The following is a 25,500-nucleotide window of genomic DNA, read 5'->3' on the forward strand; positions in this document are numbered from 1 at the left end:
GCGCCTCGAGCAAGGACGCTCACACCACCATGTGCTGCTCGATCCGCTCGCGGCCCAGGGCGGCGAAGCTGCCCTGCAGGACGACCTCGCCGTGGTCCAGCACCAGCACCGAGTCGGCAAATGCCGCCACGAACTCCAGGTTCTGCTCGACGATGATGAATGAATCGCCGGCGGCCTTCCTGCGATTGACCATCGCGGCCATCCGGTCGATGTTCTCCGGCTGGACGCCCTCGGTGGGTTCGTCGAGCATCGAGAGCCTGGCCTGCAGTCCCATGGTCCGCGCGAAGGACAGCAGCTTGCGCTCGCCGCCGCTGAGCGATCCCGCCCGCTGGGCGAGCCGGCGCTGAAGCAGCGGGAAGTGCTGGAAGACCTCCTCGTACCGTTCGGCCTTCCGGTCGTCGAGGTGCAGCCACAGGTTGTCCGCCACCGTCAGCTCGCCGAACACGACGTTCTCTTGCGGCGCGAATGCGATTCCCAGGCCGAGGCGCGCATGCAGCGGCCGGTCGTCGAGGGCCTGGCCGTTCCAGTCGATATCGCCGCTCGTGAGCGGCAACTGGCCAGCCAGGGCCTTCATCAGCGTGCTCTTGCCGACGCCGTTTCTTCCCACGATGGCGAGCGCATGACCGGGCCGGATTTCTCCGGACACTCCGCGGACCACGACGGTGTCGCCGTAGCCGCATACCAATTCCTTGAAGACCAGAGTCATTTGCGACCTCCCGCATACACCGCCCGCACCGCTGCGCTGGCCTGGATGTCCGCGAGCGAACCCTTGTCGAGAAGACGCCCCTGGTGCAGCACATACACGTCGCCGCCCATGGCATCCACCGCCGTGATGTCGTGCTCGATCAGCAGCGCAGCCGCACCGATCCGGCTCACCAGGGCCTTGATGGCATCGATCATCTGATGGGTCTCGCCGGGCGACAGGCCTGCGCAGGGCTCGTCCAGCAACACCAGCTTCGGCTCGGGAAGTAGCGTCATCGCCAGTTCCAGTGCTTGCCGATGCCCTTGTGCCAGGGTGCCGGCCGGTGCGTCGAGTTGCGACGCGAGGGCGGGAAACTCCTGCAGGATCTCGGCGAGAAGGCTGGTGTGCCACCCCAGCGTGGCCCGCCTCAGCGTGTCGACGGCGGATGCCCGTCCGGCCCACACGGCCAGGCCCAGGTTCTCGCGCACCGTGAGGTCGGGAAAGACCGATGGCACCTGCATCTTGCGTCCGATGCCCTTGCGCGCCACGCGCCATGCAGACAACCCGCCGATATCGTGGCCGTTGAGCGTGACGCCTCCGCCCAGAAGCGGAAGTCGCCCTGTGATGACGTTGAACGAGGAAGTCTTGCCCGCGCCATTGGGACCGATGACGCAGCGGATGCCGGGCCCGCTGAGGGCCAGGGAAAGCCCGTCGAGGATCGTCACGCCCGACTGGGCCGTCTTCACCCCATCGAGGGTCAGGGAGACGGGCGCCGTGGACGTGGCCGTCTCCTGCGCGGGGGGGGCCGGCGAGTCTGCACCGTGGCGCGGATCGGCGCGGCGCTTCAGCAGACCGGCGACCCCGTTCGGCAGGAACAGCACCACGACGATGAAGAGGGCGGCCACGGCGACTTCCCAGTAGAGGAACTGCTCACGAAGCTCGGCGGACGCGTAGCCGACCACGGTGGCGCCGAGCAACGGCCCCAGCGAACTCCCCTTCCCTCCGACGGCGGCCCAGATCACGAACTCGGTCGAGAGGATGAAGCTCATCGCCTGCGGGGTCACGATGCCCTGGTGGGCGGAGAACAACGCACCTGCCGCCGCAGCGAGCAAGGCGGAGAACGCGTAGGCGTTCGCCTTGACCCGGTCCGTTGCGTACCCGAGCAGCTGAAGCCGCTCCTCGTTCTGCGCCACCGCCTCCCAGATCACCCCGATGGGCCGGGCCGCCAACATCGCGAGAACGAGCGTCGAGATGACCGCGACCGCCGCCACGAGCCAGTACAAGGTCTCGTAGCGGGCCGTGCCGGGAATGTCGGGAATGTCCGTCATGCCGTTGAAGCCGCCGGTGAGGCCGCTCCACTGCTGCGCCGCCAGGAAGCCCAGCATCGTCAGCGCAAGCGTGATGAGCGAGAAGTAGGGGCCGCTGCGCGAGCTTCTGGCGAAGACCAGGCGCGCGATGACGTAGGCGAGCAAGGCCGGCGCCACCACGGCGAGCGGCAATGCCAGATACAAGGCGGCGTTCGACTCCGCGCCCTTGAGCATTCCGCCGAACAGGTAGGCACCCAGCCCGAAGAAGAGCGCGTGCCCCAGGGGCAGGAATCCGAGGCGCCCCCAGCAGAGGGCCACGCCCTGCGCGGCGATCCCGTAGATCAGGAACAGGGCGATCTGGTACGCCACGAATTCGCTGGACGCGAACGGCAGCGCAACCAGGACCGCGGCCAGGAAGGCCGCCGATTTAGCGTCGCGAAAAAAGGCCATTGGGCTTGAGCCACAGAAAGAGGATTGAGAGCATCAGCACGACCGCGTAGCCGCTGGTCTGCCCTGCCACGCTGCTGACGATGGCCTGCGAGCCGCCGATGATTCCGACGCCGCCGAACATGCCGCCCAAGGTCCCGAGCCCGCCGACGACCAGCACGAAGAAGGCGTCCAGCAGGTAGTCGACGCCGATGCCCGGTTCGATGCGGATCAGCGGCGCAAGCAGCACGCCGGAAAGGCCGGCGAACACGACCCCGATGACGAAGGCCTGCGAAGCGAGCCGCCGGGTATTGATGCCCAGCGCCTGCGCAAGAACGGGATTCGCCGTCATGGCGCGCACTCGAAGCCCGGCCGCACTGCGCCGATACCAGAGGAAGAGCCCCGCCATCACGACCACTGCCAGAGCGATCAGCGCGAGGCGATAGGCCGGGTACTGCGAACCGAAGACCATCATCGGTTCGGTCAGCGACGATTCGACGTTCCGGTACTCCCTGCCGAAGACAGCTTCGACCAGCTTTCTCAGGAGCATGGCCAGCGCCCAGGTCGCGAGCAGCGTGTCGAAGGGCCGCGAATAGAGCGGCCGTATGAGCCAGCGCTCCACCACGTACCCGAGCGTGCCGCACACCACCACCGCCAGGGGAACCGCTGCCACCAGCGGCAGCCCCAGCTTCTGCACCGTCACCACCGAATAAGCCCCGAGCATCACGAACTCCCCGTGCGCCATGTTCATGACGCCGAGCAGGCCGAAGACGATCGCCAGGCCCAGCGTCGTGAGTGCGAGCGTGGCCAGTTCGTAGGCCAGGTTCAGGCCGTGCAGCAGGATGTTGCCATCGAGCATGTTCAGACCTTGCACGTCTGGCCCGCGCCGACCTTCGGGAAGGTCTTCACCACGCGGAAGCCCTTGTCCGTGACGTCGGCCACGTAGATGTCCTGCTCCACGTGGCGCGCCTTGACGGTCACCGCGCCCCTCGGACCGCTGTAGGTCGTTCCTTCGGAGGCGGCATCGAGCTTCGCCGGGTCCAGGCTGCCTGCCTTCTTCGCGAGCGCCTCGAGCATCAGGAAGCCTTCGTAGGTCGATTCTGCAAGGCCGTTCAATGCCGGCGCGTTCGCGCCGTTGGCCTTGGCATAGTCCGCGGCGAAGGCCTTCGCCGCGGGCGTGTCGATGTTCGCGAAGTAGCCGGAGCTCGAATAGAGATTGCGTGCGTTGGCGAAGCCGATGCCTGCCAGCGTGTTCTCTTCGATCAGCGTGCCCAGGCGAATCGCCTTGTCCGAAAGGCCGAAGCTCGCGAACGACTTGTTGAAGGTCACCGAAGCGCCGCCGACCAGCGACACGAGCACGGCGTCGGCGCCGCTGTCGCGGATGCGCGCGAGGCTCGCATCGAAGTTGTCGACGGTGAAGGGCAGGTACTCGTCCCCGACCACCTTGGCGCCGGTCTTCTCGATGTAGGCCCTGGCGGTGGCGTTGGTGTTGCGGCCCCAGATGTAGTCGTTGCCGATCATGTACCACTTGGTGGGCTTGCGTTCGGCCGCCAGCCATGGGATCACGGGCTCGAGCTGCTGCTGCGGCGTCTCGCCCTTGACGTAGGTACCCTTCGCGCACTCCCCGCCTTCGTAGACGGGCGTGTAGAAGTACGGCACCTGGCCCTTGAAGAGGCCCACGAGCGCACCGCGCACTGCGCTGTCGTGCATGCCGATGACGGCACCCGCCTTCTGGCCCTTCCAGAGCTTCAGCGCAGCCTGGCCCGCTTCCGCAGGTGCAAGGCCCGCGTCGCCGTAGAGAAGCTCGATCTTTTGGCCCAGCACACCGCCACGGGCGTTCAGGGCCGTAGCGGCCATCTCGGCGCACGCCTTGCACGACGGACCGAACAAGCCACCGGGGCCGCTCTGGGGAATCATCACGGCCACCTTGAGCGGGTCGGCCGCGAAGGCCGTGGGCAGTGCGGAAGCTGCCCCTGCGGCCAGCGTTGCTTGCAGGAAATGACGACGATCCATGGAATGCTCCTTCGCGATTTCAGTTGGGCGTTGTGAGTTGAGGGGCAGGCGCAAGCGCGGACTGGACGGCTTCGGCGATCGCCAGAAGCCGGCGGTCGGAATCGATGGGGCCGTCGAGCGCGAGGCCCACCGGCAGGTTGTTCGCAAGTGCCAGCGGGATGGTCGCGCCGGGCAACGAGGCGTTGCTGCCGGGGTCTGTGTTGCGAATGAATGTCCCGAAGGTGGGCTGCTGCGTGCCGTTCAGGTCGACCGTTTCGTCTTCGCCGACGAGGGCAGCAACCCGCGGCGTCGTGGGGAAGACCAGCGCTTCGATCCGGTGCGATTCGAATGCCTGCGCGTAGAGCGCCTGCATCTTCGCCCTCGCCTGGAGAGCGCTCTCGTAGACGTCCTCGGGAATGCCGCCGCCGGTCAGGAGCGTACCGACGGCACCGCGCACGTCAGGACTGCCGACGGCTGCGATCATCTCCTCGAGCGTGACGCCGCGCCCGCGCGCCTCGAGATACTTGCGCATGTCACGCACGAACTCGAAGAACACCACCGGGAAGCTGACACTGGCATTGAGCTCGCTCAGGGCGGACATGTCGACATCCACGAGTTCGACACCGGCCTGCCGCAGCGTGTCGAGCGCGGATTCGGCGACCTGTTCCACTGCGGGCTCCAGGTCGTTCCAGAACGGACGCCTCGGGACGCCAAGGCGCAGCCCCTGGAGCGCCAGTTTCATCCGGCCGTCCTTGGCGCCTGTCATCACCTCGTCGAGAAGGGCGCAGTCCGCAATGGTGTAGGCCAGCGGCCCGGCAGTGTCGCGAGTGAGCGAAATTGGTGCGATGCCCAGGGCCGGCACGCGCCCGACCGTTGGCCGGAAGCCGCTGACCCCGCACAGGGCCGCCGGGACGCGGACCGACCCGCCCGTGTCCGTTCCGATGGAGGCGGGAACGATGCGCGCGCCGACCACGGCACCCGAACCTCCACTGCTGCCGCCGGGGATCCTGGCGCGGTCCCAGGGGTTTCTGACGGCTCCAGTGACCGCGTTGTTGGTGGTGATGCCGAACGCCAGCTCGTGCATGCCCACCTTGCCCGCGATCACGGCTCCTGCGGCCCGAAGGCGCGCGACCAGCTCCGCATCCGCCCGGGGCTGCTTTCCGTTCAGTGACGCCGTACCGGCCCCGCAGGCCATGCCGGCCGCCTCGATGTTGTCCTTCAGCGCGATGGGAATGCCCAGCAGAGGGAGGCGCTCGCCGGCGGCAAGACGGCGGTCCGCGTCGCGCGCTTCTTTTCGCAATGCCTCGGGATCGAAGCTGACCCACACGTTGAGGTCGCTAAAGGCTTGAGACCGTGCGATGCAGGCCTCGGCCAGATCCAGGCTTGAAACGGATGCTCCATCAAGGAGCTTGCGAATGGCAGAGAGAGGAAGGTCGATCGCGTGCATGGCTCGTTCAGCGTTTGGTGACGATTCAATGTACGCAGCGGGGTTTTGTCGGGGACCTATAGAAATCGTTAGGGGGCCGCTCGCCGCGCGGAGCCTAGGGTCAGACCCGACTGGCGAAAACCACAGCGCTGCCTAGCATTGGCGCCCCGCGCATGAAGCTTGCTTGGAATCGACCATGCACCTCTCCACCATCCAGACCAGGGCCCTGTCGGACCTCATGCGCCTCGTCGCGAACGCGACCGACGGCGACGAGCTGCGCGAGCGCATGGCGCTGCCGATGCTCGATCTCCTTCGTGCCGATACCTACGTGTCGATGGTGTGGGACGGCGAAAGGCAGCGCTTCGGCCGGACGACCGCGCTCAACATGTCCGAGGAGAACCTGAGGTCCTGGGACGACTACTTCCGCTTCGTGGACCCGCTGACCTACCCCATGATGCAGCGCCGCAAGCCGACCCTGGCAACGCAGGTGCTCTGCCAGACAGACCTGTCGCGTACGGAGTTCTTCAACGACTTCCTTCGTCGCGACCGGATGTACTGGGGAGTGAACGTCTATTTCTACGATCGCGAGCGGTGCGTCGGGGACGTTCGCATCTGGCGCAATCGGGAGCGGGGAAATTTCGATGCGGGCGAGATCGAGATCCTGAACCTCGTCGAGCCGGCCATCACCGCCGCGCTTTCACGGCTGGGCTGGAAGGAGTCCGCACCTGCCGTCGAGCAAGGTGAATCCGCAGAGGCAACACTGCAGCGCGAAGGACGCCTGAGCAAGCGCGAGGCCGAGGTGGCGTGGCTGGTCAGTTGCGGCTGTCCCGACAAGGAGATCCAGAGCCGGCTCGGGCTCGAATATCCAACGGTCCGCTTCCATCTGGGCAACGCGTTCAAGAAACTGCGCGTGGCCAATCGATCGGCGCTCGTCGGCCGGGTTCGGGCGCTGCTGGCTCACCAGGAGCATGGAGCCGCGGCGGCAGACATGCCGATGCCTGCCGCGCCAGCAGAAGACCTTGCGACCCCTTCCGCATTCGCGACGCAGGTGATGCGACAGCGCAGCGCCTCACAACAGATTCGCCCCAACTGATCTCTTGCGCCTGGTGTGGCGCAGGCCCGGGTGCCAGGTCGTGCATCGGCTTGAAGGTGCTGCGTGTCGCTGGGCAGCACTCGTTCGCGGGGCGATGCCCTGGGCACGGGCGCGCTGAAGAGGACCGCCAGCAACCACTGGTGCGAAGGCCACCGCACTGCATACGCATCTGTCGAAGCGATCGAAATACGAAAGCAGAGGTGGTCTCGTGGCGTGTCATTGCCTGCCGATCGGCCTCTGACTGCGTGTTGTGTGGCTCGCCCCTCTCCCGAGTGCTTTCCGAGCCCCTGGACCTGTTTTCATCTCTGCGGCGCTAATAATTAGACTAACGGCAAACACAGTTAGTCGAACCGCCAAAACAAGCCCCTGTAGATCCAAAACTGCAATCCAAATACAAACCCAGCAAACGCCCGCCGTTAGTATGTTTATCCGAAAGACGCCCCCATCCCTATGCCGGCAGGCCTGACCCTCTCCCTTTTCGATGACGCGCCGCCGCCTCGGCACGCGGCCGTGTTCAAGGAAGCCTTCGAGACCTGGCTGGCAGACCAGCGTGGATCCGGGCTGCTTCGCCGCGAGGGCTCGGTCGCCGTGTACGAGGACATGTGGGAGGCGTTCGCGGCATGGTGCCTTGGCCAGTCGCCGGTGGTCGCCCTGCCCTCGCTCGATCTGGCCGACCTGCAGGCCTTCCAGGCGGCGCGCTTCGGTCGCAAGACCTCCGACCTGTCGCTCACGCCGCGCTATGCGTTGCGCCTGATGCGCCTGATCGACCGGGTCCTGCGCCACCATGCCTCGCGCAACGAAACCCCACCCAACACGGCAGCAGCGGACTGGATCAAGGCGAACCCCGAGATGCGGTACGCCGATGCTGCGCACGCCGATCCTTTGCCCGACTACCTCTCGGTGGGAGAGGCCCGGCAGCTCATCGCATTCCTGTCTGCAGCGCGGCCGCGGCCGGGAGCGTCGCGAGACGCACTGGCCGCGATGACGTGGCAGGAAGTGCGCAACAGGGCTTCGGTTGCCCTGCAGCTGGGCGCAGGCCTGACGCCAGGGGACGTGCGCGCGCTGACGCTGGAGTCGGTGATCGCGCATGCCGGCCGCGTGAGTGAACGCCCGTGGAAGCTGCTGGTGCCTGGCAACGGCAATTCACCTGCCCGCGAGACTCCCATCGCCCCCTGGGCCGGAGAACTGCTTCAGCACTGGCTCACCGTACGTGCAGACGCCGGCATCACGGGCCCATTCATCTTCCCTTCCACGCGCACCGGCAAACAGTGGCAGAAGCCCTCCCAATACGAGTGCGCAAAACGCGTGCTCGAGGAAGCAGGCATGGACTCGCGCGAGGGCGGGTCGTTCCGGCTGCGGCATACCTTCGCGTTGCGGCAGCTGCGGCGGGGCACGTCGCCGCAGCAGGTGGCGGCCTGGCTGGGGATCGAGGCGGCGAAGATGAAGCGCTACGAGCGGGTGCTGCCCGGAGTGATCGACGTCGTTTGAGCGAAGGTCGTCAAGACGCCAGCTGCGCGCCATCTCCCTTGCGCAGCACGAAGATGAGTTCGTCCAGCGCCCCCGCAGCGCCATCCGCATCGCGCGCCCGCAGGCGCTGCACCACCTTGCGCCGAAGCGGAAACACGTCGGGGCGCGGATGCGCCGGGATCACGTGCGTCATGCGCTCGCGCAAGACGGCGGTCATCGTCTGGGCCATGAGGCGCAGTGCCTCGTTGTGCCCCGCCTGTGCGATCGACGAGAAGAAGCTCGCCATCGCATCGATGCGCTGCGGCAGCGCGCCGACGTCCTGGTGCTTCTCGATGCCGTCGACGGCGGCCTCGATCGCATCCACCTCGGCGTCGGTGGCCCGCTCGCACGCCAGGCGCAGCAGCGTGCCATACAGCGCGCGGTAGGCCTCGTCGATGTCGGCCGTGCCGAGCTTGCCGTCGACGACGAGCTTGCGCAGCGACTCTGCCAGCATCATGTAGGCGCCCTTGTAGAACACGAGGGCATGGTCGGAGCAGCCCGGCGTCATGTGCCTGACCTCGCCGATGAAGATCACATGGTCGCCCGCCTCGTGCCGCGCATGCACGCTGCATTCGAAGCTGGCCAGGCAGTCGTCGACGAGCGGCGTGCCCAGCGGGCCCCTGCGCCAGGCCACGCTCTCGAACTTGTCGGCGATCCTGCTCGACGCAAACCGGCCCGAGAGTGCGTCCTGGCTCTGCGACAGGATGTTGATCGCGAAGGCGCCGGATTCCACGAAGGTCGGCAGCAGGCTGCTGGCCTTGCGCAGGCTGAACAGCACCAGGGGCGGCTCCAGCGAGACGGAGCTGAACGAATTGCAGGTCAAGCCCGCGGGGCTGCCATCGGCGTTGCAGGTGGTGACCACGGCCACCCCCGTCGGGAAGCAGCCGAGCAGCTGGCGGAACAACTTGGGGTCGATGGCCTCATCGGCCTGTGGCATGGCGAGGCTCATGGCGTCGGCGTCCCCTGGCGCTTGAAGAGTTGAACGATGTTGCCTTCGGGGTCGCGCAGCGACAGCACGGCGCCGTGGGCGCCCATGTCGCGCGTTCCCAGCACTTCGCCGCCGCTGGCCGCGATGCGCTCGTGCGCGCCGTCGAAGCTGTCCACCTCGAACACCATCACCATGCCCGAGACGGCGGGCGCCGCTTCTTCGCGGCAGGCGAGCGCGACGCTCGTGCTGCCGACGCCGTACTGGATCCACCGATCCTTGTCACGGAACTTCAGCTGCAGTCCCAGCGCGGACTCATAGAAGGAATGGAGTTCGGCCGGCCGCTCGGCCACCACGAAGACGTTCTGCAGGCGCTTTGGCGATTCCATGGCTGGGCTCACTGTGCGGGGTTGTTGTAAAGGTTGTTGAGCGAGGCCTTGAGGAAGCCGCCATCGGCCACGATGTCCTCGCCGTTGATGTAGCCGGACGCATCGCTGGCGAGGAACGCGACGATGCCGCCGATGTCCTCCGGCCGGCCGATGCGGCGCGCCGGGATCTTCGAGACCCGGCTCTCCAGCATGCCTTCCTGGCTGTAGTGCACCTCAGAGAGGGGCGTGCGGATCATCCCCGGGCTCACCGAGTTGGCCCGGATGCCGCGCGGTCCCCACTCCACCGCCATCTGCTGCGTCAGTGCGCGCAGACCGGCCTTGGTTGCGCCATAGGCGACTGCGCGCGTCGGCGAGCGGGCGGAGATGGATGCCACGTTGACGATGCTGCCGGCCTGCGCCTCGAACATCATCGGCACCAGCGCCTGGGCGCACAGCAGCGCGCCACGCAGGTTCACCCGGAACACGCGGTCCCACTCGTCGATGGGAAAGTCCTCGAGCGCCGCGGGCGATGCGGTGATGCCGGCGTTGTTGACCAGGACATCGCAGCGACCGAAAGCGGTGCGCACCGTCGAAGCCATGATGGCGACCGAGGCGGGATCGGCCACGTCGCAGCGCATCGCGAGCATGCCGTTCGCCTCGACCGGCACTTCGGACTCTTCGGGAAAGAGGACGTCCAGCTGCACCACCTGCGCACCCATGGCGCGAAGGTGCTCGCAGATCGAAAGGCCGATCCCCCTGGAGGCACCCGTGACCACGGCCACGCGGCCGCGCAGCGAAGCGCCGTCGAAAACAGTCATGCTCGACATGTGCGAGTGCGTGCCTCAGGCTGCCACGGCGTTCATGGACTCGACCTCCTTGCGGATCGCCGGGATGATCCTCTCGCCCCACAGCTCGATCTGCCTGAGCATCGTCTTCTGGTCGAAGTCGCCCAGCTGCGTCTGCAGCGCGATGTGCTTCGGACGCAGGATGCTGATCTCCTCCAGCATCTTGTCGATGACCTCGTTGACCGAGCCCACCGGCAGGTTCTGCCGCAGCTGCTCCATCGTCGGGTCCGTCTCCGAGGGCACCTCCTTGATCATGTAGCCATCGTCCGACTGCGAACGACGGAACTTCAGGCTCTCGGAGATGCGACGCTGGAAGCGCGCGCAGTCCAGGTACGCATCGATCTCCGCCTTGCTGTCCGACGCGTACGCACAGCGCAGGAAGCCGAACTTCACGTCGCGGTCCAGGTCCTTGCCGTTGTCGCCCGCGACCTTGTCCAGCCTCTGGCGCAGCTCGGCGACAGCGTCGTTGCCCTTGAGCAGCGCGGTCACGAACAGGTTGTGGCCCTCGCGCACCCCGCGCCCCAGCGTGACCGGGTTGCCCGAGGTGATCCACAGCGGCGGCATCGGGTCCTGCAGGCAGCGCACTGCGATCGAGCTCGGCGGCAGCTTCAGGTGCTGCCCGTCGTACGCCACGATCTTCTGCGTCAGGCCCTTGGGCAGGATGTCGAGGAACTCGTTGTAGATGGCGCCCGAGTCCTCGATCTTCACGCCGAAGCGTTCGAACTCGAACTGCTGGTAGCCCGAGCCGATGCCCAGCTCCAGGCGGCCATCGGACACCGTGTCGACGAAGCCCACTTCCGCAAGAAACCGTGCCGGGTGGTACAGCGGCAGGATGCACACCGCCGTGCCCAGCCGGATGCGCTTCGTCTTGGCCGCCATGTGCGCCACCATCATCAGCGGCGAGGGCGACAGCGAGTAGTTGTTGAAGTGGTGCTCGGCGTACCAGGCCGTGTTGAAGCCCGCCTGCTCCGCCGCCACCGTCTGCTCGATCGAGTTGTTGATGACCTGCTGCGACGTCTGGTGATAGCCGCGCTGCTGGGCCAGGATGAATACGCCGAATTCCATGTTGTTCCGCTCAAGTAGTGCTATGCGATGAGCAGAATTCTCTGGTTGCGCACGGTGTTGGTGAATATGGAAGGAGCGCGATTCAGTCCTGCAAAAAAGAGAGGGATGCGCTGCGCCGGTCCAACGAAAAACGGGGCATGAGCCCCGTTGCCTGTGCTTGCAGAAGACACCCGTCTTCTGCTTCGTCTCTCTCCTGCTACTTGTCGCGCAGGTCGGTCACCTTCGCCAGGCCCTGCCAGATGGCGGCGTCCTTCTGGATGGACGCCGCAAACTGCGCGGCGTTGCGGCTGGGCGGCACGATCATGTTCTGGCCTTCGATCTGCGCTCGCACTTCGTCGAGCTTCTGGATCTTGTTGATCTCCGTGTTGAGCCTGTCGATGATCTCCTGCGGCGTCCCGGCCGGCGCGAAGACGCCGTACCAGCCGTCGGCTTCGAACTTGTAGCCCTGCTCCGCCAGCGTCGGCACGTCCTGCGTCGCGGGCCAGCGCTGCGAGCCGGTCTGGCCCAGCCCCACAAGCCGCCCTTGCCGCATGTGCTGCACGGGCGATGCGATGTCGGTGAATGCCACGCTGATGTTGTTGCCGATCAGGTCCGTGACTTCGCCGACCAGCGTCTTGTACGGCACGTGCGGCATGTCCAGGCCGTAGTGGGCCTTGATGCCTTCCATGGCCAGGTGGCCCGAGGAGCCCGTGCCCCAGGAGCCGTAGGCCAGCTTGCCTGGGTTCTTCCTGGCGTAGGCCACCATGTCCGCCAGGTTCTTGAAGCCGGTGCTCGGGTTGGTCATCAGCAGGATGCCCGCGGCGCCGACCTGCGCGACCGGAACGAGATCCTTCTCGGCGTTGTACGGCAGCTTGGGATGGATCACCGGGTTGATGAGGATCGAGGACGACGGCGCGAAAAGCAGCGTGTAGCCGTCGCCCGCAGCCTTGGCCACCGTGTCGCAGGCGATCAGGCCATTGGCGCCCGGCTTCGCGTCCACCACCACGGGCTGCTTCAGCGTCTTGGCCAGCGGGTTGGCGATCAGGCGCGCGAAGATGTCGCCGCCCGCACCGGCGGAACCAGCCAGCACGATGCGGATGGGACGCGAGGGCCAGTTGCCCGCGCCGCCGGTGCTGGCGAGGGCGCTGACGCCCGCGCCCATCAGCATGCTGCCCACCATCAGGGTGCGGCGGTTGATCCGTGTAGGGGTCATGTTTGTCTCCGGTTTCGAATATGTAATTGGCTCGGCTGCCCTGGCCGCTTGTCCTGCGGCTGGCAACGCTTAGGTGATCTGATGTGATCGGGAAGGGCCGCGCCTTCCTCGGGTCAGGCAGGAAGAGCTCGAGAGGCTTCGGCGTTGCGGCTCAGTTCCTTCTGGATCGCCGGGATGATCCTCTCGCCCCACAGCTCGATCTGCCTGAGCATCGTCTTCTGGTCGAAGTCGCCCAGCTGCGTCTGCAGCGCGATGTGCTTCGGGCGCAGGATGCTGATCTCCTCCAGCATCTTGTCGATGACCTCGTTGACCGAGCCCACCGGCAGGTTCTGCCGCAGCTGCTCCATCGTCGGGTCCGTCTCCGAGGGCACCTCCTTGATCATGTAGCCGTCGTCCGACTGTGAACGACGGAACTTCAGGCTCTCGGAGATGCGACGCTGGAAGCGCGCGCAGTCCAGGTACGCATCGATCTCCGCCTTGCTGTCCGACGCGTACGCGCAGCGCAGGAAGCCGAACTTCACGTCGCGGTCCAGGTCCTTGCCGTTGTCGCCCGCGACCTTGTCCAGCCTCTGGCGCAGCTCACCGATGGCATCGTTGCCCTTGAGCAGCGCGGTCACGAACAGGTTGTGGCCCTCGCGCACCCCGCGCCCCAGCGTGACCGGGTTGCCCGAGGTGATCCACAGCGGCGGCATCGGGTCCTGCAGGCAGCGCACCGCGATCGAGCTCGGCGGCAGCTTCAGGTGCTGCCCCTCGTACGCCACGATCTTCTGCGTCAGGCCCTTGGGCAGGATGTCGAGGAACTCGTTGTAGATGGCGCCCGAGTCCTCGATCTTCACGCCGAAGCGTTCGAACTCGAACTGCTGGTAGCCCGAGCCGATGCCCAGCTCCAGGCGGCCATCGGACACCGTGTCGACGAAGCCCACTTCCGCAAGAAACCGTGCCGGGTGGTACAGCGGCAGGATGCACACCGCCGTGCCCAGACGGATGCGCTTCGTCTTGGCCGCCATGTGCGCCACCATCATCAGCGGAGAGGGCGACAGCGAGTAGTTGTTGAAGTGGTGCTCGGCGTACCAGGCCGTGTTGAAGCCCGCCTGCTCCGCCGCCACCGTCTGCTCGATCGAGTTGTTGATGACCTGCTGCGACGTCTGGTGATAGCCGCGCTGCTGGGCCAGAATGAACACCCCGAATTCCATGTACTGTCTCCGCGAAAATTGCACCCGCCTGGGTTGCCAAAATTCTAGGGAGACGGCTTCCTTTGACTATGGCTGAATCTGCAGCTCAGAACTGCGTAAACAGGAGAAGTAAGTTGACGATCTCCGGCCTCCGGGCCTGTGTTGCGAGCGCCTTCGCGCGGGCAGGCGGCGCCCATGGATAGATTGCGAGCGATGGAGCTCTTTCTCTCTATCTCGCAGACGCGCAACTTCTCGGAGACGGCACGGCGCTTCGGCATCTCGGCCACCGGTGTGTCGCGCATGATCACCGAGATCGAGGAGGAGCTGAAGGTCAAGCTGCTGCTGCGCTCCACGCGCCAGGTGGCACTGACCGAGTCGGGACAGGAATACGCGCGGCAGCTCGAAAGCATCCTGTGGCGCATCAAGGAGCTGCAGACCAACATCACCGCCATCAGTGCGGCACCGCAGGGACTGCTGCGCGTGCACTCGCGCGTGATGTTCGGGCTGGGCGTGCTGCCGCCGCTGATCGCGGCCTTCCGCAAGCTCTACCCTGAGATCCACATCGAGCTCTCGCTCACCGAAGCCGCCGTGGACCTTCGGCGCAACCAGGTCGACATCGACTTCCGCATCTCGCCGCCTGCCGAGGCGGGCGTCAAGCGCCGCATGCTGTTCCAGAGCGAGCGGCACCTGGTGGCGGCTCCCTCCTATCTCGAACGCATGCCCGCCCTGGTCTCGCCCGAGAGCATCCTGGAGCACGACTGCCTTGCCTACCAGCTGCCGGGCGACGAATACGTCTGGACCTTCAAGCAGCAGGACGAGCTGAGCCAGATCGCCTTCAAGCCGCGCCACGTCAGCAACAACGGCATCGCGCTGCTCGAGCTTGCGCGGCTGGGTGAAGGCCTGGTGCTGATGGACGACTACACGGTGCACAACGACGTGCTCCAGGGTCGGCTGGTGCGGGTGCTCGACGGCTATCGCATCAGCAACAAGGGCTTCAACGAGGGCATGTACGCCACCATCCTCGACACGCCCATCATTCCGGCGAAGATCCGCCTGTTCCTCGACTTCGTGGCCGAGCACGTGGCCGGGCCCGAGCTGCGCTTTTCCGCGCACGGCAAGCCGGCGGGACTGGACGTCGCGCCGCTTCGGACCTAGCCGGGCGGAAGCGGCATCCGGCACAGGGGGCGGACCAGCCCCTTGCAGCCGAGCCCCGTGAGCTTGAGCACTGCGCCATCCAGCGGACCTGATGCGCTGAGCCTGCCGCTGTCGCTGATGGTGGTGACGAACAGATCGTCCATCTGCGGCCCGCCGAAGCACAGCGCACTCGGATGCGTCACGGGCAGCACGATCTTTCGCGTCAGCTGGCCTTGCGCGTCGAAGCGTGCAAGCGTGCCGGTACGCACCAGCGCGGTCCACAGCCCGCCTTCGGCATCGAAGCAGCAGCCGTCAGGACCGGAGCCCTGGTCGTCGGTGCGCACGAACACGCGCCTGTCACCGAGCGTGCCGTCGCCCGCCACGGCGTAGGAATAGATGACGCGCCTTTCGCTGTCGGCCACATGCAGCCGGCCGTCGATCGGGCTCACGCAGGGGCCGTTGCAGATGCCCAACCCGTCGTCGAGCTTGTTCAGCCGCAGGCCGGTGTCGAGCCGGTAGAGGCCGCCCAACGGAGCTTCGCCCGGCTCGCGGAAGACGTGCATGGTGCCCACCACGAAGCTGCCGTCGGGCATCGAGATGCCGTCGTTCAGCCGCAGGTGCTCGTGGCTCGCGTCGATCCGCGCCAGGGCCTGCAGTTGGCCGGCATGCGGGTCGAGCGCGCAGATCTGCTCCTTCAGCGCCAGCACGATGCGGCCATCGGCATTGAAGGCGAAGGAGCCCAGCGGCGGCGGGACTTCATGGCGCGCGGTGACCGCGCCGGTGTCCGCATCCAGTGCAATCACCAGGCCCGCGCGGCAGTCCAGCAGCCACAGCTGCCCGTCGTGCCAGACGGGGCATTCGCCCAGGGCGGTTTTGAGGTTTCCTAGGCGCTGAATTTCCATTTTCAATTCAATTGATTCGAAATTGAATTCGAATTCTTCTCTTTATTCAATTGCATCGAGCCACGTCAATCAGCCTCGTCGGGGCCACGCATGCAACACGGCGCCGCCGCATCGTATCGCCCTGCTTCCCTCGGGAAGAGGAGCGACTCCTTCATTTCTTGCAGAACTCTCCTTCAGATTAGTTTGAAATCGATTTTCGAGTTCATTTCTACAATCGATCGAGCATATTGAGAACAGAGACAAGCCGGCGGAAGCACACCGCCCCAGGCCCCTAAATCGGAATTCCCGCGGAATTGAGACCCGGGCTGTTTGTCGACTGGCTTCAATTCAATTCCGATCCGTGCCGCGTCAAGCCGGCTTCTTCGAGAGGTGGTGTATGAGTAATGAATTTGTCCGTCTGGAAGTCTCCGACGGGGTCGCCCTGGTCACGATGGACCGCAAGCCGGTCAATGCGCTGAACCGCGCCATGCGCCGCGAAATGGTGGCGACCTTCGACGCGATTTCCGAGCGCGAAGACATCCGCTGCGCCGTGCTGACCGGCACCGGCAGCGTGTTCTGCGCGGGCGCCGACCTCAAGGACCGCCCCGACGCCGAGATCGCGGGCGACTTCCTCGAACACAACCGCATCACCCGCGAGACCGGCAACGCGATTCGCGAATGCGCCAAGCCGGTGATCGCCGCGATCAACGGCACGGCGCTGGGCGCCGGCTTCGGGCTGGCCGCCGCGTGCGACATCCTCTACGCCTGCGAGAACGCGACCGTGGGCATGCCCGAGATCAACGTCGGCCTGGCCGGCGGCGCTTCGATGCTCAAGACCCTGTTCGGTCGCTCCACCCTGCGCCGCATGTTCTTCACCGGCCAGCGCCTCACGGCGCACGACCTGCTCAAGCGCAACGTGATCGAGGACGTGCTGGCCGAGAAGGACCTGCTGCCCGTCACGATGGAGCTGGCCCGCGAGATCGCGTCCAAGGCGCCGCTGGCGATCGCCTACGCCAAGCGCGCGGCCAACATGGTCGATCTGATGCCGCAGCGCGATGCCTACCGCTTCGAGCAGGAATTCACTGTGGCCCTGTCGAAGACGGAAGACGCGCGTGAAGCCCGCATGGCCTTCCTCGAGAAGCGCGCGCCGGTCTTCAAGGGACGCTGATCCCATGCTGACGCAGGTTCACGCAGCCACCGGCACCGGGCTGGACGCATTCTTCAAGGCACAGGGCGTGGCGGTCGTCGGTGCTTCCGACGACATCACCAAGATCGGCGGCCGCCCCGTGCAGCTGCTGCGCAAGTACGGCTACGCGGGCGCCATCTATCCGATCAATCCCAAGGGCGGAACCATCCAGGGCCTGCAGGCCTACGCCTCCATCCTGGACACGCCGACCGCACCCGACCTGGCCATCCTTGCGGTGCCGGCGCAGGCGGCGCTGCAGGCCGTGCGCGACTGCGCCGATCGCGGCGTGCGCGGGGTGATCGTGCTGTCGTCCGGCTTCGCGGAAGCCGGCCCCGAGGGCGCCGCGCTGCAGGCCGAGATGGTGCGCGTGGCACGCAGCCACGGCATGCGCCTGCTGGGCCCCAACTGCCTGGGCACCGTGAACGTGGTGGACCGGCTGGTGGGCTCCTTCTCCATCGCGCTGGAACAGAGCCTGCCGCCGGCCGGGCAGGTCGGCATCGTCTCGCAGTCGGGCAACATCGGCAGCTTCACCATGCGCAACATGGCAGAGCGTGGCATGGGCGTGAGCCGCTTCATCGCCACCGGCAACGAGGCCGACGTGGATGTCGCCGACGGCATCGCGGCACTGGCGCAGGACGCGGACACCCGCATCATCCTGTGCTGCATGGAGACCTGCCGGCACGCGGGCCGCCTGGTCGAGGCGCTGGACATGGCGCGCGCGAACAACAAGCCGGTCATCGTGCTCAAGATCGGAGCCACCGAGCAGGGCCAGGCCGCGGCGGCATCGCACACCGGTGCGCTCACCGGCTCCGACGCGGTGTTCGATGCCGTGTTCCGGCGCTACGGCGTGCTGCGCGTGCGTTCGTTCGAAGACCTGCTGAACGTGGGGCATGCGGCGGTGCTGCTCGGCACGGGCCGGCTGCCCGCCACCGATACCGTGACGCTGGTGGCCGCATCGGGCGGCTTCGGCATCATGATGGCCGACGCGATGGTCGAGGCCGGCATGACCCTGCCGCAACTCACCGACAGCACGAAGACCCTGATCCGCGAGGCCGTGCCCACCGCCGGCACCAACAACCCCGTGGATGCATCGGCCCAGATGTCGGCGCGCCCCGACATCCTGCTGAAGATGCTCACCGCGCTGCAGGAGGACGCCAACGGCAGCACGCTGGTGCTGCTGCTGGCCCTGTCGCTGTACAACCCGCGGCTGCGCGGCACGTACATGGCGGCGCTGGCCAGCATCCGCGCGAGCCATCCCGAGCGGCTGATGGTCCTCATCAGCCAGGGCCCTCCCGATGCGGTGGCCGAGATCAACGCGCTGGGCATCCCGGTGTTCCCGAGCATTCCGGCCGCGGCCACCGGCCTCGCCGGCCTGGTGCAGCTCGGCCGGCTTGCCACCCTGCCCGCCGCACCCGCCTACGGTGGCCCGGTCGACGGCGTGGATGCCGCCGTGTTCCGCAACGAGTTCCATGCCAAGCGCGCGCTTGCCGCGGCCGGCATCAGCGTGCCACGCGAGGAGGTGGTGGCTTCCGCCGACGAGGCCGTGCGCAGCGCGCGGACCACGGGCTATCCGGTGGTGCTCAAGATCGCCTCGGAAGACATCGCCCACAAGACCGAGATCGGCGGCGTGGCGCTCGACCTGCATGACGACGCCGCGGTGCTCGAAGCGTACGAACGCATCATGGCCAATGCGAAGAAGCACGCGCCCCATGCCCGCCTGGACGGCGTGCTGGTGGCTCCCATGATCCGCGGTGGCGTGGAGCTGATCGCCGGCGTCTCGCGCGACCCGGTCTTCGGCCCGGTGGTGATGGTGGGCTTCGGCGGCATCTACGCCGAGGTCCTCAAGGACGTCGCGGTGCAGGTCGCGCCGGTTTCCGAGGACGAGGCCGTGCGGATGATCCGCAGCCTGAAGATGTTCCCGCTGCTCGACGGCGCGCGCGGCCGCGCCAAGGCCGACGTGGCCGCGGCCGCCCGCACGGTGGCCCAGCTCTCCGAGTTCGCCTGCCGGCATGCCCGGGACGTGGCCGAGATCGACATGAACCCCATCCTGGTCAAGCCCGAGGGCGAAGGCGTCCTGGTGCTGGACGCACTGATGGTGCCCACCGCCGCCGGCCACGCCACTTCTCATTGAAGCCACTTCCCATGCACATGCCAAAGAAACCGGCCATTCCCGACGCGTCTGCCGGCCCCGCCGTCTATCGCGAGTACGCGCGCCAGTGGCTCGGCGCCAACCTGCCCGAGCACATGCGCGCGGACAGCCTGAACTACCGCACCCCCACGCTTGACGAGTGCCGCGACTGGGAAGCCTCGATGTACGAAGCCGGCCTGGCCGGCATGACCTGGCCCAAGACCTACGGCGGACTCGGCCTCAGCTTGCGCGAGCACCTGGTGGTCAACAAGGAAGTGGGCGCGCTGCCCATGCCCGAGAGCGTGAGCTCCATCGGCAAGGAGCTGGCCGGCCCCATCATCCAGACGGTCGGCACCGAGGAGCAGAAGCAGCTCTTCCTGCCGAACATCCTGGCCATGCGCAACTACTGGTGCCAGGGCTTCTCCGAACCCGATGCCGGCTCCGACCTGGCCCGGCTGCGGACCAAGGCTGTGCAGGAAGGCGACAGCTGGCGCATCAACGGCCAGAAGATCTGGACCAGCGGCGCGGCCAAGGCGCACTACTGCCTGCTGCTGACCCGCACCGGCACGGTGGCCGACAAGCACCGCGGCCTGCTGATGTTCGCGGTGCCGATGAACACGCCGGGCATCCGCGTGTCGACCATCAAGTCGATCGATGGCAAGGACTCCTTCGCCGAAGTCTTCTTCGACAACGTGGTGGTCCCCGACAGCGCCCGCCTGGGCGCGCCCGACGAAGGCTGGAACGCCGCGATCCGCGTGCTGTCGATCGAACGCGCCACCAACCGCATGTATCGCGCGTGGCGCTTCGAATGCGAGCTGCGCCAGCTGATCGCCGCGTGCAAGTCCGACCCGCAGCTGGCCACGCTGCTGGACGACGGCCACGTGCAGCGCCGCATCGGCGACGTCGTGGGCGAGATCGATGCGCTCAAGGGCCTGGTCGAGCGCACGGTGGACCAGATGATGGCCGGCGACAGGATCGGCGCGCGCGGCTCGCTCACCAAGCTCTTCTGGTCCGAGGCCCACCAGGCCTTCATGGGGCTGGCGCTGTCGCTGGTGTCGCAGGTGAACCCGCGCTCCAGCGCGCTCGCGCAGCGTGCCCGCAAGCACTTCACCACCGCCTACCTCTATTCCCGCGCCGAGACCATCTACGCCGGCACCACCGAAGTGCAGCTGGACATCATCGCGCAACGCATCATGGATCTGCCCAAGGACCTCTGAGATGAGCACCACAGACAACGATCTCAAGCCCGAAGAGTTCGGCCAGGCCGCCGCGGCAGCCATCACCGACGCGCAGGCGCGCGGATTCCGCGACGCGGCCCAGGTGCTGGCAGGCGCAGGCCTGTGCGGCGTGTGCGCGTCCGAAGAGGCGGGTGGCCTCGCGCTGGGCATCGAATTCGCGCTGCCCATCGTGGCGGAAGCGGGCAAGCTGCGGCTGCACTGGCCGCTGCTGGAAACCATCCTCGTGGCCAAGGCGCTGGGCCAGTCACCACTCGCCGCCCAGCTCGCGGCGGGCGAGCGCGTGGCCACCTGGGCGCTGCAGGGCAGCCTGCAGGAAGGCTTCGCGGGCCAGGCCCGCCACGCCAGTCACTGCGACTGGGCCCTGGTGGCCGACGGCCAGGGCGGCGCGGCGCTGGTCGACATCGGCTCGGTCACGATCCAGGACGATGCCGCACTCGACCCCGAGCACCCCCAAGCCTGGCTGGTGCTGGACAAGGCCGAAGTGCTCGCCACGGTGGATGCCGCAACCTTCTCCGCCCTTCAGCGCGACAGCCACATCCTGATCGCGGGCCTGGTCAACGGCGCCGCCGAAGGCGCGCTCGCCACCACCGCCGAGTACATGTCGACGCGCGTGCAGTTCGGCCGGCCCCTCTCGGCCAAGCAGGCGGTGCGCCACCTGCTGGCGCGGATGCGCCTGCTGCAGGAGGCCTCCAGCGCGGGCATCCAGCGCCTGCTTCGTACCGATGAGTTCGGCGGCGCACGCGCCACCTCGCCCGTGCTGGCCAATGCACTGGCCAGCTCTGCCTTCGTGCTGGAGAAGTCCATCCATCTGCACGGCGGGATGGGCTTCACCTGGGAAGTGCCGCTGCACTACGCGCTGCGCGAGGTGCGCAAGTTCGATGCCGCCTTCGGCTCGGGCGTGCTGGCCCGGCAGGTGGGCCGCGACTTCATCCAGTCTGTCTGAACAAGGATCTGAAATGAACCAGGATTTGCTTGGCCGCGTGGCCCTCATCACCGGCGCGGGCGCCGGCATCGGCCGCGAGACCGCCCGCCAGATGGCCGAGCGCGGCGCCATCGTCTGCGTGAACGACCTGAAGGAAGAGCTGGTCGCGCCGGTGGTGGACGAGATCAGGGCCCGTGGCGGGCAGGCCTTCGCGATCGTGCAGAACATCGCCAGCCGCGAAGGCATTCGCGAAGCCATCCAGCGATCGTTCGACCTCGGCGGCAGGCGCTTCGACATCCTCGTCAACAACGCGGCCTGGGTGCGCTACCAGTCCATTCCCGAGATCGCCCCGGAAACGGTGGACCGCATGCTCGACGTGGGCTTCAAGTCCGTCATCTGGAGCCTGCAGGAAGCCGTGGCCGTGATGGACCCCGAACGCGGCGGCGCGATCGTGAACGTGGCGTCGGTCGCGGCGCTGCGATCGGCCGCCAATTCGGTCGTGTACTCGGGCATCAAGTCGGGCGTGCTCGGCATCACACGGGCGGCGGCGGCGGAACTAGGCTCGCGCAACATCCGCGTCAACGCCGTATGCCCTTCGGCCGTGCCCACCGAAGGCACGCAACGCAACCGCAATGCCGAACGCGATGCCAACCGCATCGCCCGCACGCCGCTGGGCCGGCTGGGCACGGTGGAGGACATCGCCCAGAGCATCTGCTTCCTGGCCAGCGACCAGGCAGGCTTCATCACCGCGCAGGCGCTCACGGTGGACGGCGGCATCACGCTGACCAACATCTGAGCCCATGCCCACGGCCCTGATCACCGGTGCCGCATCCGGCATCGGACGCGACACCGCGAGGCTGTTCGCAAGCGCCGGCTGGCAATGCGTGCTGGTCGATCGCAACGCGCAGGCCCTGCACCAGCTGGCGCAAGAGCTGCCCGCCGAGGGCGCGCATGTGCCGCGCACGATCGACCTGACGGACCCGAAGCAGATCGCCTCGCTGGCCGAAGGCACGCCTGCACTGGACGCCCTCATCAACAACGCGGGCATGTCCGATGCCTCGAACACGCCGCTGGTACAGCAGAGCCCCCAACAGGCCGGCCGGCTGCTGGCGCTCAACCTCGCTGCGCCTGCAGCGGTGGTGGATGCGTGCAGCCAGCTGCTCAAGCCGGGTGCGCGCATCGTGAACGTGTCGTCGGGTGCGGGCCTGAGCGCCATTCCGTTTCGCGGCCTGTACAGCCCGAGCAAGGCGGGGCTCATCGCGCAGACACGCGCCCTGGCGAACGCACGGCCGGACCTGTGCGTGACAGTGCTGTGCCCCGGCTTCGTGCGAACCGAGCTCGTCGCCGGGCTGATCGAAGCGGGGCGCATCGACCCCGAGCGCGCGGTGGCAAAGACACCGCTGGGACGCATGGCGACACCCGACGAGATGGCCCGGGCGCTGTTCTTCCTGGCAAGCACCGGTGCCGCGCCGCTCAGCGGGCAGGTCCTGCCGGTGAATGGCGGATCGTCGATCTATGGCGGCAGCCAGGGTTTTGCGCCCGCCACGCTGGATGTGCTGCCGCTGGGCCTGCCGCTGCAGCTCGAGGTGCTCGGCGGACCGGCGCAACCCTGGCAGGCCGTATCCGCAACGGCCGGCGCCGGGCCGCACTACCCGGCATGCATCGATCTCTCCGCGCTGCATCGCAAGAGCGGCCTGCTGCAGGCGGTGCACGAGGCCGCCATCCGCTTCGCGTCCCGTCATTCGCAGCAGGCCAGCCTCACGGTGCTGCTGCCGCCGGACACACCGGAGCGCAGCACCCGCTGGCAGGACGCCGGCGACGGCGCCGCTGCACGCATGCTCATCTCGACGCTGGCCTGCGAATGGGGCAGCCGCGCCTTGCGCATCAACGCGCTGGAGGTGCCGCCAGAGGTGGAGCCCCGGTCGCTGTACGCGCTACTGCGCTACGTCTGCGGACCTGCCGCGCAGTATGTGACGGGCCAGACGCTCGTGTGCTACCGGAACACACCGAATAACGCACCGAAGGACGCAGCAGCATGAACACGCCGGAAACCTGCATCGACAAGGAACGCGCGCGGATCAAGGAATTCTTCATCGCCGAGCGCGGCTACTGGCGACCGTGGACCGAGACCATGCTCGCCGCATGCCCCGGATTCGTGGAGCAGTACGCACGCTATGCCGGCCATCCCGCGCGCACCGGGCCGCTCACGCCGCGCATGGTGGAGCTCATCTACGTGGCGCTGGACAGCTCCTCGTCCCATCTGTTCGAGTCCGGCCTTCAGACGCACATGAAGCGGGCTTTGGAAGTGGGCGCAACGCAGGCCGACATCGTCGACGTGCTGCACCTGGTGGCCGTGCAGGGCCTGGCCAGCGTCGGCCAGGCGACCGCCATCCTCGCGGAACTCGCCGGGCTGCAGGACTCGCGAGGTTCGCAGGCCGTCAGCACGGCGCTCCAGGCCCGCATCGGCTGGCTCGGGCACGCTCACGCACTGCGGCTGAACGAACTGGCGCGGCTGGACGCCGGCTATGTGGAGGTGCTGCTCGACTTCATCGAAAAGGGCCGACCCGGCACGGGCCTGACCGATGCCGAGCGCAGCCTCGTCCAGCTCGCGCTGCATGCCTGCTTCACCGCCTTCAATCCCGATGGCGTGCGACAGATCGTCGCCACGGGCCTGGGGCAGGGCCTTGCGCCGGCCGAGCTGCTGCAGGCCATCCAGCTCGGCGCCCATCTGGCAGTGCATGGCAGCGCACTGGGTGCAAAGGTGCTGCAGGCTTGCCAGGCGCCGCCGACCCGGGAACAGGGCGAGTAGACGATGCGGACCCATCCCCTGCGGCTGCTGTGCGCCGCGCTGGCCGTCGCGAGCACGATGACGGCGCTGCATGCGCAACCCGCGTTTCCGGCCCGCCCCGTGACCATCGTGGTGCCCTACAGCGCCGGTGGCGTCACCGACTACTTCGCGCGCCAGCTCGGCAGCAAGCTGTCGCGGATGTGGGGCCAGCCCGTGGTGGTGGACAACCGCGCGGGCGGCGGAACCATCATCGGCACACAGCTGGTCGGCAAGGCCCCGGCAGACGGCCACACCCTGCTCTTCACGAGCTACGGCTTCACCGCCAACCAGGTGCTGCGCAAGAGCCTGCCATATGCGAAGACATCCTTCCGGCCCGTCGCGCTGCTCGGTTCCAGCCACAACGTGCTGCTGGTCACCAACAGGCTCAAGGGCAAGCCGCTGGAGGCGATCATTGCCGACGCCAAGGCCACGCCGGGCAGCCTCAAGCTCGCATCTTCAGGCCTGGCTTCCAGCCCGCACATCGGCGCCGAGTTCTTCGCCAGGAAGACCGGCATCACCTTCACGCACGTCCCCTACAAGGGCCAGGGGCCGTCGATGTCCGACCTGATCGCGGGCGTGGTCGACGGCATGTTCGACGGCATGTCCTCGTACGCGCAGGTCAAGGCCGGACGAGTGGCCGCCGTCGCCATCGCCGCGGCGCAGCGCCACCCGGCCGCGCCCGAGATACCGACGTTCAGGGAACTGGGCGTCGACCTGGTCACGGGTACATGGTTCGGCATGCTTGCACCCGCCGCGACGCCCGATGCGATCGTCGACAAGATCAACGCGGACATCCGCCTGGCCCTGCAGGACGAGGAACTCATGGCGCAGATCGCCAGGACGGGCGTGAGCGTGTCCGCTTCATCGCCGGAGGCCTTCGGTCGGTTCCTCGGCCTGGAAGCGGACAAGCTGCAGGCGCTGGTCGATCAGGGGGTGCAGATGCATCTGGACTGAGCACGCGACATGCGAGGGCCCGGCGCCGCTGGCCCCTGCAAGCTTTGCATCGACGATGCGCGCTCCACTGGATGGAGCGCGGGCACCGTGAACCACGACTGCTCCCTCACGCTGACCGTCACGCGCTGAAGCGATTCGTCACCACTTCACGCGCACGCCCACCGACCCGTTGATCGAGCCCTTGACCCTGGCGTCGCCGCCGCTCGCCCAGAGCTTTCCGATTTCGCCGTA

At 67.2% G+C, this 25,500-nt stretch carries 23 protein-coding genes; 11 read left to right on the top strand and 12 right to left on the bottom strand.

Features of this window, described 5'->3' with window-relative positions; genetic code table 11:
* Positions 1-19: 19 nt before the first annotated feature.
* The 5 genes from FHY06_RS27075 to iaaH are packed head-to-tail and all read right to left on the bottom strand — an operon-like array spanning position 20 to position 5,854.
* Entirely contained in the window at positions 20-706 is a 687-nt protein-coding gene (locus FHY06_RS27075) for an ATP-binding cassette domain-containing protein (RefSeq protein WP_260310707.1), read from the bottom strand.
* Entirely contained in the window at positions 703-2,439 is a 1,737-nt protein-coding gene (locus FHY06_RS27080) for a branched-chain amino acid ABC transporter ATP-binding protein/permease (RefSeq protein ID WP_184606921.1), read from the bottom strand. The genes FHY06_RS27075 and FHY06_RS27080 overlap by 4 nt, the downstream gene beginning before the upstream one ends.
* A complete protein-coding gene (locus FHY06_RS27085; RefSeq protein WP_020723392.1) occupies positions 2,417-3,274 on the bottom strand; it encodes a branched-chain amino acid ABC transporter permease in 858 nt (285 codons plus the stop codon). The genes FHY06_RS27080 and FHY06_RS27085 overlap by 23 nt, the downstream gene beginning before the upstream one ends.
* Positions 3,275-3,276: 2 nt before the next feature.
* Positions 3,277-4,428: a substrate-binding domain-containing protein gene (locus FHY06_RS27090; RefSeq protein ID WP_184606922.1), complete on the bottom strand. Its 1,152-nt coding sequence runs from the start codon at positions 4,426-4,428 to the stop codon at positions 3,277-3,279.
* 19 nt (positions 4,429-4,447) lie between these two features.
* Positions 4,448-5,854, bottom strand: a complete 1,407-nt coding sequence (gene iaaH / locus FHY06_RS27095) for an indoleacetamide hydrolase (RefSeq protein ID WP_184606923.1) — start codon at positions 5,852-5,854, stop codon at positions 4,448-4,450.
* 175 nt (positions 5,855-6,029) lie between these two features.
* On the opposite strand from iaaH, the gene FHY06_RS27100 reads away from it, so the two are divergent.
* Both FHY06_RS27100 and FHY06_RS27105 read left to right on the top strand, forming a co-directional pair.
* On the top strand, positions 6,030-6,926 hold the full coding sequence (locus FHY06_RS27100; RefSeq protein WP_184606924.1) for a helix-turn-helix transcriptional regulator: 897 nt from the start codon (positions 6,030-6,032) through the stop codon (positions 6,924-6,926).
* A 450-nt stretch (positions 6,927-7,376) separates the two neighbouring features.
* Positions 7,377-8,414 (top strand): tyrosine-type recombinase/integrase, encoded by a 1,038-nt coding sequence (locus FHY06_RS27105; protein ID WP_184606925.1) that lies wholly within the window; start codon positions 7,377-7,379, stop codon positions 8,412-8,414.
* A gap of 10 nt (positions 8,415-8,424) precedes the next feature.
* Here FHY06_RS27105 and FHY06_RS27110 read toward each other — a convergent pair whose 3' ends face one another.
* The 6 genes from FHY06_RS27110 to FHY06_RS27135 form a co-directional block, all read right to left on the bottom strand.
* Entirely contained in the window at positions 8,425-9,381 is a 957-nt protein-coding gene (locus tag FHY06_RS27110; protein WP_260310708.1) for a flavin reductase, read from the bottom strand.
* Positions 9,378-9,746 (bottom strand): VOC family protein, encoded by a 369-nt coding sequence (locus FHY06_RS27115; RefSeq protein WP_221404399.1) that lies wholly within the window; start codon positions 9,744-9,746, stop codon positions 9,378-9,380. The genes FHY06_RS27110 and FHY06_RS27115 overlap by 4 nt, the downstream gene beginning before the upstream one ends.
* 8 nt (positions 9,747-9,754) lie before the next feature.
* Positions 9,755-10,543, bottom strand: coding sequence for an SDR family NAD(P)-dependent oxidoreductase (locus FHY06_RS27120; protein ID WP_260310709.1), 789 nt, complete (start codon positions 10,541-10,543; stop codon positions 9,755-9,757).
* Between the two features lie 24 nt (positions 10,544-10,567).
* Entirely contained in the window at positions 10,568-11,635 is a 1,068-nt protein-coding gene (locus FHY06_RS27125) for an LLM class flavin-dependent oxidoreductase (RefSeq protein ID WP_184606928.1), read from the bottom strand.
* A gap of 196 nt (positions 11,636-11,831) precedes the next feature.
* Positions 11,832-12,827, bottom strand: coding sequence for a Bug family tripartite tricarboxylate transporter substrate binding protein (locus FHY06_RS27130; protein WP_184606929.1), 996 nt, complete (start codon positions 12,825-12,827; stop codon positions 11,832-11,834).
* 113 nt (positions 12,828-12,940) lie between these two features.
* Positions 12,941-14,020, bottom strand: coding sequence for an LLM class flavin-dependent oxidoreductase (locus tag FHY06_RS27135; protein WP_184606930.1), 1,080 nt, complete (start codon positions 14,018-14,020; stop codon positions 12,941-12,943).
* 174 nt (positions 14,021-14,194) lie between these two features.
* Here FHY06_RS27135 and FHY06_RS27140 point away from each other — a divergent pair, with 174 nt between their 5' ends.
* Positions 14,195-15,154, top strand: a complete 960-nt coding sequence (locus tag FHY06_RS27140; RefSeq protein WP_184606931.1) for a LysR family transcriptional regulator — start codon at positions 14,195-14,197, stop codon at positions 15,152-15,154.
* Here FHY06_RS27140 and FHY06_RS27145 read toward each other — a convergent pair.
* Positions 15,151-16,035: an SMP-30/gluconolactonase/LRE family protein gene (locus tag FHY06_RS27145; protein WP_184606932.1), complete on the bottom strand. Its 885-nt coding sequence runs from the start codon at positions 16,033-16,035 to the stop codon at positions 15,151-15,153. The genes FHY06_RS27140 and FHY06_RS27145 overlap by 4 nt on opposite strands.
* 376 nt (positions 16,036-16,411) lie before the next feature.
* Here FHY06_RS27145 and FHY06_RS27150 point away from each other — a divergent pair, with 376 nt between their 5' ends.
* Genes FHY06_RS27150 through FHY06_RS27185 form a run of 8 tightly spaced genes read left to right on the top strand, consistent with a single transcriptional unit; the run spans position 16,412 to position 25,269 of the window.
* Positions 16,412-17,182: an enoyl-CoA hydratase/isomerase family protein gene (locus FHY06_RS27150; protein ID WP_145759817.1), complete on the top strand. Its 771-nt coding sequence runs from the start codon at positions 16,412-16,414 to the stop codon at positions 17,180-17,182.
* Positions 17,183-17,186: 4 nt separating this feature from the next.
* A complete protein-coding gene (locus tag FHY06_RS27155) occupies positions 17,187-19,331 on the top strand; it encodes an acetate--CoA ligase family protein (RefSeq protein WP_184606933.1) in 2,145 nt (714 codons plus the stop codon).
* A gap of 17 nt (positions 19,332-19,348) precedes the next feature.
* Positions 19,349-20,545, top strand: a complete 1,197-nt coding sequence (locus tag FHY06_RS27160) for an acyl-CoA dehydrogenase family protein (protein WP_260310710.1) — start codon at positions 19,349-19,351, stop codon at positions 20,543-20,545.
* Position 20,546: 1 nt separating this feature from the next.
* Complete coding sequence (locus FHY06_RS27165; RefSeq protein WP_184606935.1) at positions 20,547-21,509, top strand: acyl-CoA dehydrogenase family protein; 963 nt, start codon at positions 20,547-20,549, stop codon at positions 21,507-21,509.
* Between the two features lie 13 nt (positions 21,510-21,522).
* A complete protein-coding gene (locus tag FHY06_RS27170; RefSeq protein ID WP_184606936.1) occupies positions 21,523-22,284 on the top strand; it encodes an SDR family NAD(P)-dependent oxidoreductase in 762 nt (253 codons plus the stop codon).
* Positions 22,285-22,288: 4 nt separating this feature from the next.
* A complete protein-coding gene (locus FHY06_RS27175) occupies positions 22,289-23,527 on the top strand; it encodes an SDR family NAD(P)-dependent oxidoreductase (RefSeq protein WP_184606937.1) in 1,239 nt (412 codons plus the stop codon).
* Positions 23,524-24,297 carry a carboxymuconolactone decarboxylase family protein gene (locus FHY06_RS27180; protein ID WP_184606938.1) on the top strand — a complete coding sequence of 258 codons (774 nt, stop codon included), beginning with the start codon at positions 23,524-23,526 and terminating at the stop codon, positions 24,295-24,297. The genes FHY06_RS27175 and FHY06_RS27180 overlap by 4 nt, the downstream gene beginning before the upstream one ends.
* 3 nt (positions 24,298-24,300) lie before the next feature.
* On the top strand, positions 24,301-25,269 hold the full coding sequence (locus tag FHY06_RS27185; RefSeq protein ID WP_184606939.1) for a Bug family tripartite tricarboxylate transporter substrate binding protein: 969 nt from the start codon (positions 24,301-24,303) through the stop codon (positions 25,267-25,269).
* Positions 25,270-25,500: the final 231 nt, after the last annotated feature.

It is taken from the genome of Variovorax atrisoli (assembly GCF_014195185.1).
GTDB classification, from domain to species: Bacteria; Pseudomonadota; Gammaproteobacteria; order Burkholderiales; family Burkholderiaceae_C; genus Variovorax; species Variovorax atrisoli.